This is a genomic window from Staphylococcus sp. Y174-1, from assembly GCF_049897865.1.
Lineage (GTDB): Bacteria > Bacillota > Bacilli > Staphylococcales > Staphylococcaceae > Staphylococcus > Staphylococcus saprophyticus.
Map to the genome: position 1 here is coordinate 1,326,526 of NZ_JAFCXB010000001.1, position 6,805 is coordinate 1,333,330.

The following is a 6,805-nucleotide window of genomic DNA, read 5'->3' on the forward strand; positions in this document are numbered from 1 at the left end:
ACCTCCTAATTTATATGTTCTCTTAATATATCTGCTCTTTTTTCATTAACAGTTCTATCATCTTCATCATCTAATAAAAATGGTGATTGTATCGCAACCATCAGTTCATTAAACTTGAAGTCTTCTAATTCAATGTATTCTAAATCAATACCCAGTTTGACCTCACTTAATCTTAGTGAAGCTTCCTCCATAGATATCAGTCTACTATATTTTAATATACCTAACGAACGATACACTCTATCTAATGTTTCAGTATAGTTATGTCGGTTTAAGCGTTCACGAATCTGCATTTCTTCATTAATAATTTGTTGAACGACTTCTGATAAACTTTCAATGATGTCTTCTTCAGTTTTTCCTAATGTAAGTTGATTTGAAATTTGATAGATATGACCATAAACTTGCGAACCTTCTCCATAAATGCCCCTAATTGTAAAACCGAAACGATTGATTGTTTGTGCAATTCGATTCATTCGTTTCATAATCGTTAGGCCTGGTAAATGCAACATAACACTTGCTCGCATGCCTGTACCAATGTTTGTTGGACAAGTTGTTAAATAGCCTAAAGTTTCATCAAAACTTACATCTAATTCACTGTCTAGTTTATCGTCAATCTCTGAAGCTTTTTCATATAATGAAGATAAAGATAAATCATTTCCCATCGCTTGAATACGCAAATGGTCTTCTTCATTTACCATAATGCTTAACGATTCATCCTCGTTCAGTAGCACTGCCGATGCAGGTTGTCTGATTAATTCTGGACTAATAAGATGTTTCGCGACAAGTTTATATTTACTTTGCTGATCCATTGCGTCTAATCGTTGGACAGCTAAATCGGGAAGCGCATCTTGTACTTCATTAATAATTCTAAAACCATCTTGTTCAGACGGAAACATGAGTGGGTGCACATGGTTTTCAAGATTTCGTGCTAAACGAATCCTTGATGACATAACGATGGGACTTTCTTCTCTATCTCTCATCCATTCACTCATATATGCACTAATATCATTTTTACTCATCATGTTTCACCTCGCTGTCCTCTTTTAATGCCTTGATTTCATCACGAACAACGGCAGCTTCTTCAAAATTTTGCTCTTCTATCAATTGATTTAGATAAGAAGATTTTTCCTCAATTTGTTTTTTTAAAGCCAATTTTCTATGTGAAGATCTCGGTGTTTTTCCAATGTGCTCAATTTGACCACCTTGTACGCGTCGTACAATATCGACTATGTCATCTTTAAATGTCGCATAGCAGTCTGCACAACCAAATTTACCAACATGTGCAATATCTTTTAATGTCATATGGCAAGTTGGACAGCGTTTCTCTTCTTTAAAAGCAATTTCATCAAAATCGATACCATGTTTAGCAGCTAGATGTTGCAAGATTTGTTTGACTACAAACGCACCTTCGATATCATCTTGGGCTTGGATTTGTTGATTTTGTGTCCAAGGATTACCGCCTTGTGCACACGTGGAACATACCCATTTTTCATTTATACCATCTTGCCCTTTCACTGCCAATTTCACTTCTGCTTCATTCAAATGACAATTTTCGCATAGCACGACGCAACACCTCGCTTTAATAATAATTTATAACATGTAACAATCTTTTAATTATATTTGCTCGGATAATATCTCTAGATAGTATATCCATCTTCAATGTTTCTCTATCTATTACAGCGTATATCATTTTTGCTTCTCGCTCATTAATATATGATTTATCTAACAAACCATCCACAATGTAATATGCCTGTTGCTGTGAAATAGATGGCCCTACTAATTGAAGTAAGTGATTAATGTAACCTGTTTCGTCTCTATTTTCAATTTTAGTGATTCGAATGTAACCACCGCCACCTCTTTTACTTTCAATTTCATAGCCATGTTCATTTGTGAAACGTGTTTTGATTACATAATTAAGCTGAGAAGGCACACAGTCAAAACGCTGCGCAATATTGGTTCGTTGAATTTCAACAACGTCTTCATTGGTGTCTTCAAATAATTTTTTAATGTATTGTTCTATGATGTCGGACATGTTGTGCATGATTATCACCTCTTTTGACCTTCTTTGACTATATTATATGACCAACTTTGACCTTTTTCAACCAATATGTTTTAAAATTTTTAAATTAAACATGTAAGTGCTATCAATTTTATTGTATTATAGAAGTTAAGAAAATTTAAAAGGGATGAATAACTTATGCATATAATTATCGGTTTAATTGGGATAGTAGTGTTTCTTGCATTAGCGTTTCTATTTAGCTCAGATAGAAAAAACATCCGATGGCAATATATCGGACTATTGTTAGTCATACAACTTGTATTCGCATTTATTTTACTTAAAACGAAATTCGGTATCACAGTCATTGGCGGCATATCAGATGGCTTTAACTATTTATTAGCAAAAGCAGCAGAAGGTGTAAACTTTGTTTTTGGTGGTTTTGAATTTGTAGATCCAAAGAACCCTCCATTCTTCTTTAATGTATTATTACCAATCGTATTTATTTCTGCATTAATTGGTATTTTACAATATACGAAAATCCTACCATGGATTATTAATGTACTTGGTTTAGCTATTTCTAAAATAAATGGTATGGGTCGTTTAGAATCTTACAATGCTGTTGCGGCAGCCATTTTAGGACAATCTGAAGTGTTTATTTCATTAAAGAAAGAATTAGCTCATATACCTAAACAACGCCTTTATACTTTGACGGCTTCAGCGATGTCTACAGTATCAGCTTCCATTATTGGTGCCTATTTCACCTTAATCGAGCCACGTTACGTTGTTACGGCAGTCGTATTGAACTTATTTGGCGGTTTCATTATCGCTTCTATCATTAATCCTTATAAAGTAGATGCCAAAGAGGATAAACTAATCGTTCAAGAAAGTGAAGCAGGGAAGCAATCTTTCTTCGAAATGTTAGGCGAGTATATTTTAGACGGTTTTAAAGTAGCAGTTATTGTAGGAGCAATGTTAATTGGTTACATAGCAATTATCGCGTTACTTAACGGTCTTGTCAGTGCAATATTCACTGGTATTTCTGGAGGTAGCATTACTTGGGACTTCCAAACACTTATCGGTTTCGTATTTGCACCATTTGCCTTCTTAGTTGGTGTTCCTTGGAACGATGCTGTACAAGCTGGTTCTATTATGGCGACAAAATTATTATCTAACGAGTTCGTTGCCATGCAAAGCTTAAGCCAAGTGAAAGATATGAGTGAACATGCGAAAGGTGTTATTTCAGTCTTCGTCGTTTCATTTGCGAACTTCAGTTCAATCGGTATCATCTCAGGCGCTATCAAATCATTGAACAATGAAAAAGGTGACATGGTTGCACGTTTCGGATTAAAACTATTATTCGGTGCAACTTTAGTTTCATTTATTTCAGCAGCTATTGCAGGATTCTTTATCTAATTTAAACATAAAAGCAGTCATGTATATTTAAAATACATGACTGCTTTTTACTATATTTATTTTTAAACTTTTTCAGTAAGTGTCGGTTTGACAATTGCTTCAATAAAATACTGTGTCACTCTATAATCATCTGTCAATTCAGGATGGAATGATACACCTAAATAACGTCCTTCTTGAACGGCAACAATTTTATCACCAACTGTACTAAGTACATCAACATCACCATGTGTCGCTTCAATATGAGGTGCTCTGATAAATACGCCTTCGATATCTTCCGCAATGCCTTTTACATCTAATTCACTTTCAAAACTATCTACTTGTCGTCCAAATGAATTTCTTTGAACTGTGATATCGAGTTTATCTAAGTAGCCATCTTCCCCAGAAATCTGTTTAGCCATTACAATAAGACCTGCACATGTGCCAAACATTGGTAATGTTGATTGCTGTAAGGCTTCTTTGAAACCATATAAATTCATTAATCTACGCAATGTTGTGGATTCTCCACCAGGTAAGATCAGACCATCAATCTCTTCTAATTGTTCAATTCGCTTAATTGCAACGCCTTCGTGACCGCTTAATTCTATGTGATGTATATGCTCTCTGACTGCACCTTGAAGTGCTAATACACCAATTTTCATATTACCAACCACGCTCTTGCATACGTTCTTCTAAAGACAGGTCATTGATATCTAAACCTTTCATCGCTATACCTAGCTCTTTTGCTAAACGACCAATTAATTCATAATCTTGATAATGTGTTGTTGCTTGAACAATGGCTTTTGCAAATTTTTCTGGATCTTCAGATTTAAAAATACCTGATCCTACAAACACACCATCTGCGCCTAATTCCATCATTAAAGCGGCATCTTGAGGTGTCGCAACACCACCTGCTGCAAAATTAACTACTGGTAATTTACCATTTTCTTTAATATTTTTTAATACTTCATATGGCGCACCAATATTTTTAGCTTCTGTCATAATCTCATCGTCATTCATAACAGTTAAACGACTTACTTCAGAATTAACTTGTCTCATATGTCTTACTGCTTCCACAATATTACCAGTACCAGGTTCACCTTTCGTACGTAACATCGCTGCACCCTCACCAATACGACGAGCTGCTTCACCTAAATTACGACATCCACAGACAAATGGTACTGTAAATGTATCTTTTCTTAAATGATATTCTTCATCAGCAGGTGTTAATACTTCAGACTCATCGATATAATCTACACCCATAGACTCAAGTACACGTGCCTCCGTAATATGACCGATACGTCCTTTCGCCATGACTGGTATTGAAACAGCATTCATTACTTCCTCTACAATTTTTGGATTAGCCATACGCGCTACGCCACCTGCTGCTCTGATGTCAGATGGTACACGTTCTAACGCCATGACAGCAACCGCTCCTGCTTCTTCCGCAATTTTAGCTTGCTCTGCATTTACAACGTCCATAATGACGCCGCCTTTTTGCATTTCTGCCATGCCTCTTTTAACTCTCTCTGATCCAGTAACTTTAGACATATCTGTATTACCCCTTTACTTAGTTGATTAAATTCATTTTAAGAGATAAACTGGTATTTAAAAAGGTACAATTTCAAAATAATTTAAGGGGTCAGATTTTATGGAAAAACGACATCTATATATAGAATTATATGAAAACTTGAAGCAACAAATTATAGAAGGACAATATCAATCTGGTGATAAATTTCCTTCTAAACGTGCCCTTGGCCAACATTTATCCGTAAGTAATACAACAATCGAGCACGCGTATCAATTTTTATTAGATGAAGGCTATATATATTCCAAACCACGTTCTGGTTATTTCGTTTCAGATATTGAAACATTACCTATCATTAAAAGAAATCATAGTCAGTTAAATGGACCATCTTTAGACATGATTTCTAACAATCGTCATAATGACCAATCATATCAATATGCTTTTAATCTATCTGAAATTGATGCCGAATACTTTCCCATGCTACAATTTAGAAAGTATGCACGTGATGTCTTTGAAGATGATCAACTCGGTTTACTACAACACACAAATCCCAAAGGAGAGTGGTCATTGCGTCAAGAAATCGCTCATTACCTTTTTAACAGTCGTGGTGTTACTTGTCATCCAGAGCAAATTATCATTGGTTCCTCAACAGAACAGCTTATTAATTTGCTCACAGATATGTTAAGTAAAGAACAGTTTATTATTGAAAACCCAAGTTACCCACCAATCAAACAAGTACTCGATAAGAAGCAAATCCCTTATCTTCAGACACCTGTTAATAAAACAGGGATTGACTTAAACTATTTTAGCCAAACCAATAATAATATTGCCTATGTCACACCGTCTCACCAGTTCCCTACAGGCTACGTAATGAATTTAAAAAAAAGAACCCAACTTATAAATTGGGCACATCAAAATGAATATAGATATATTATTGAAGATGACTACGATTCCGAATTTCGTTACTTCGGAAAACCAATACCTGCGTTACAGAGTTTAGATACCAAAGACAAAGTGATCTATATAAGTACATTTTCTAAATCCCTTTTCCCAAGTTGTAGAATAGCTTATTTAGTTTTACCAAAAAAATTGTTAGCACAATATGAACATTTAAAAAACAAAGAAGGTAACACCGTACCTGCACATTTACAAAAAATAGTAGCTAATTTTATGGAATCAGGTAGTTTCGAAAGGCATCTTAACAAAATGAGAAAAGTATATAGCAGAAAACTAAAATTCATTCTAGAAAAACTAAAACCGTATGAAGATCAATTACAAATAGATGGTGCACTTGCTGGCATGCACTTCACTTTAACTGTAAAAAACGGCTATTCAATGGATCAGTGCCTTAAAAACGCTGCAAACAACCAATTGAAAATTCTACCTTTTTATCACTATGATAAAAACCAAACATCTGTGAAATTTATTTTAGGTTTTGGAGGGATACCCTTTTCAAAATTAAATGATCATACCAACGCATTAATAAATAGTCTATGTCTATAATATGATTATTAATTTTTTATTGCTCAAATTTCCCTAACATTTTTTTACCATTTCGATAACGTGTTACTTTTCAATTTATTGAAATTAGTAACACTTATGCAAGTGCTTTAGCACTTGTTTATTCGAAATTAACTTGTAGCTCGCTTCGTCTTTTGCTCAGTTCGTCAGCTTCAAACGCTTTCTCATAATAGCTTATTTTAGGTTTTTCAGTTCTTCGAACTGGAAGTTAAGCTTTTTTAACATAAAAAAAGAGACCCGCTTGGGTCTCTGATTGCCTGGCAACGTCCTACTCTTGCGGAACGTAAGTCCGACTACCATCGGCGCTAAGGAGCTTAACTTCTGTGTTCGGCATGGGAACAGGTGTGACCTCCTTGCCATTGTCACCAGAC

7 protein-coding genes and 1 rRNA gene are annotated in these 6,805 nt (G+C 35.0%); 2 read left to right on the forward strand and 6 right to left on the reverse strand.

The features are described 5' to 3' along the window. Positions 1–5 precede the first annotated feature (5 nt). Genes ACP7BT_RS06690 through ACP7BT_RS06700 form a run of 3 tightly spaced genes read right to left on the reverse strand, consistent with a single transcriptional unit; the run spans position 6 to position 2,038 of the window. Complete coding sequence (locus ACP7BT_RS06690) at positions 6–1,016, reverse strand: protein arginine kinase (RefSeq protein ID WP_069819507.1); 1,011 nt, start codon at positions 1,014–1,016, stop codon at positions 6–8. Then, positions 1,009–1,560 carry a UvrB/UvrC motif-containing protein gene (locus tag ACP7BT_RS06695; protein WP_011303853.1) on the reverse strand — a complete coding sequence of 184 codons (552 nt, stop codon included), beginning with the start codon at positions 1,558–1,560 and terminating at the stop codon, positions 1,009–1,011. Before ACP7BT_RS06695 ends, ACP7BT_RS06690 begins: the two co-directional genes overlap by 8 nt. Before the next feature lie 16 nt (positions 1,561–1,576). Continuing rightward, on the reverse strand, positions 1,577–2,038 hold the full coding sequence (locus tag ACP7BT_RS06700) for a CtsR family transcriptional regulator (protein ID WP_002484181.1): 462 nt from the start codon (positions 2,036–2,038) through the stop codon (positions 1,577–1,579). Between the two features lie 156 nt (positions 2,039–2,194). Between ACP7BT_RS06700 and ACP7BT_RS06705 the strand changes: the two genes are divergently transcribed. Then, positions 2,195–3,409 carry a NupC/NupG family nucleoside CNT transporter gene (locus ACP7BT_RS06705; protein ID WP_011303855.1) on the forward strand — a complete coding sequence of 405 codons (1,215 nt, stop codon included), beginning with the start codon at positions 2,195–2,197 and terminating at the stop codon, positions 3,407–3,409. Positions 3,410–3,471: 62 nt separating this feature from the next. Here ACP7BT_RS06705 and pdxT read toward each other — a convergent pair whose 3' ends face one another. Both pdxT and pdxS read right to left on the reverse strand, forming a co-directional pair. Then, positions 3,472–4,047, reverse strand: a complete 576-nt coding sequence (gene pdxT, locus ACP7BT_RS06710) for a pyridoxal 5'-phosphate synthase glutaminase subunit PdxT (protein WP_011303856.1) — start codon at positions 4,045–4,047, stop codon at positions 3,472–3,474. 1 nt (position 4,048) lies between these two features. After that, the gene (gene pdxS, locus ACP7BT_RS06715) at positions 4,049–4,936 is read right to left on the reverse strand and encodes a pyridoxal 5'-phosphate synthase lyase subunit PdxS (RefSeq protein ID WP_011303857.1); all 888 of its coding nucleotides are present in this window, start codon (positions 4,934–4,936) and stop codon (positions 4,049–4,051) included. A gap of 100 nt (positions 4,937–5,036) precedes the next feature. Here pdxS and ACP7BT_RS06720 point away from each other — a divergent pair, with 100 nt between their 5' ends. Continuing rightward, positions 5,037–6,416, forward strand: coding sequence for a PLP-dependent aminotransferase family protein (locus ACP7BT_RS06720; protein WP_041079567.1), 1,380 nt, complete (start codon positions 5,037–5,039; stop codon positions 6,414–6,416). Positions 6,417–6,689: 273 nt separating this feature from the next. Here the strand turns inward: ACP7BT_RS06720 and rrf are convergent. Beyond that, a 5S ribosomal RNA gene (gene rrf / locus ACP7BT_RS06725) occupies positions 6,690–6,804 on the reverse strand. Position 6,805 lies beyond the last annotated feature (1 nt).

Coding starts and splice junctions, on each gene's coding strand:
- pdxS (WP_011303857.1), bottom strand. CDS start 4,936: ATGTCTAAAGTTACTGGATCAGAGAGAGTTAAAAGAGGCATGGCAGAA.
- ACP7BT_RS06705 (WP_011303855.1), top strand. CDS start 2,195: ATGCATATAATTATCGGTTTAATTGGGATAGTAGTGTTTCTTGCATTA.
- ACP7BT_RS06700 (WP_002484181.1), bottom strand. CDS start 2,038: ATGCACAACATGTCCGACATCATAGAACAATACATTAAAAAATTATTT.
- pdxT (WP_011303856.1), bottom strand. CDS start 4,047: ATGAAAATTGGTGTATTAGCACTTCAAGGTGCAGTCAGAGAGCATATA.
- ACP7BT_RS06720 (WP_041079567.1), top strand. CDS start 5,037: ATGGAAAAACGACATCTATATATAGAATTATATGAAAACTTGAAGCAA.
- ACP7BT_RS06690 (WP_069819507.1), bottom strand. CDS start 1,016: ATGAGTAAAAATGATATTAGTGCATATATGAGTGAATGGATGAGAGAT.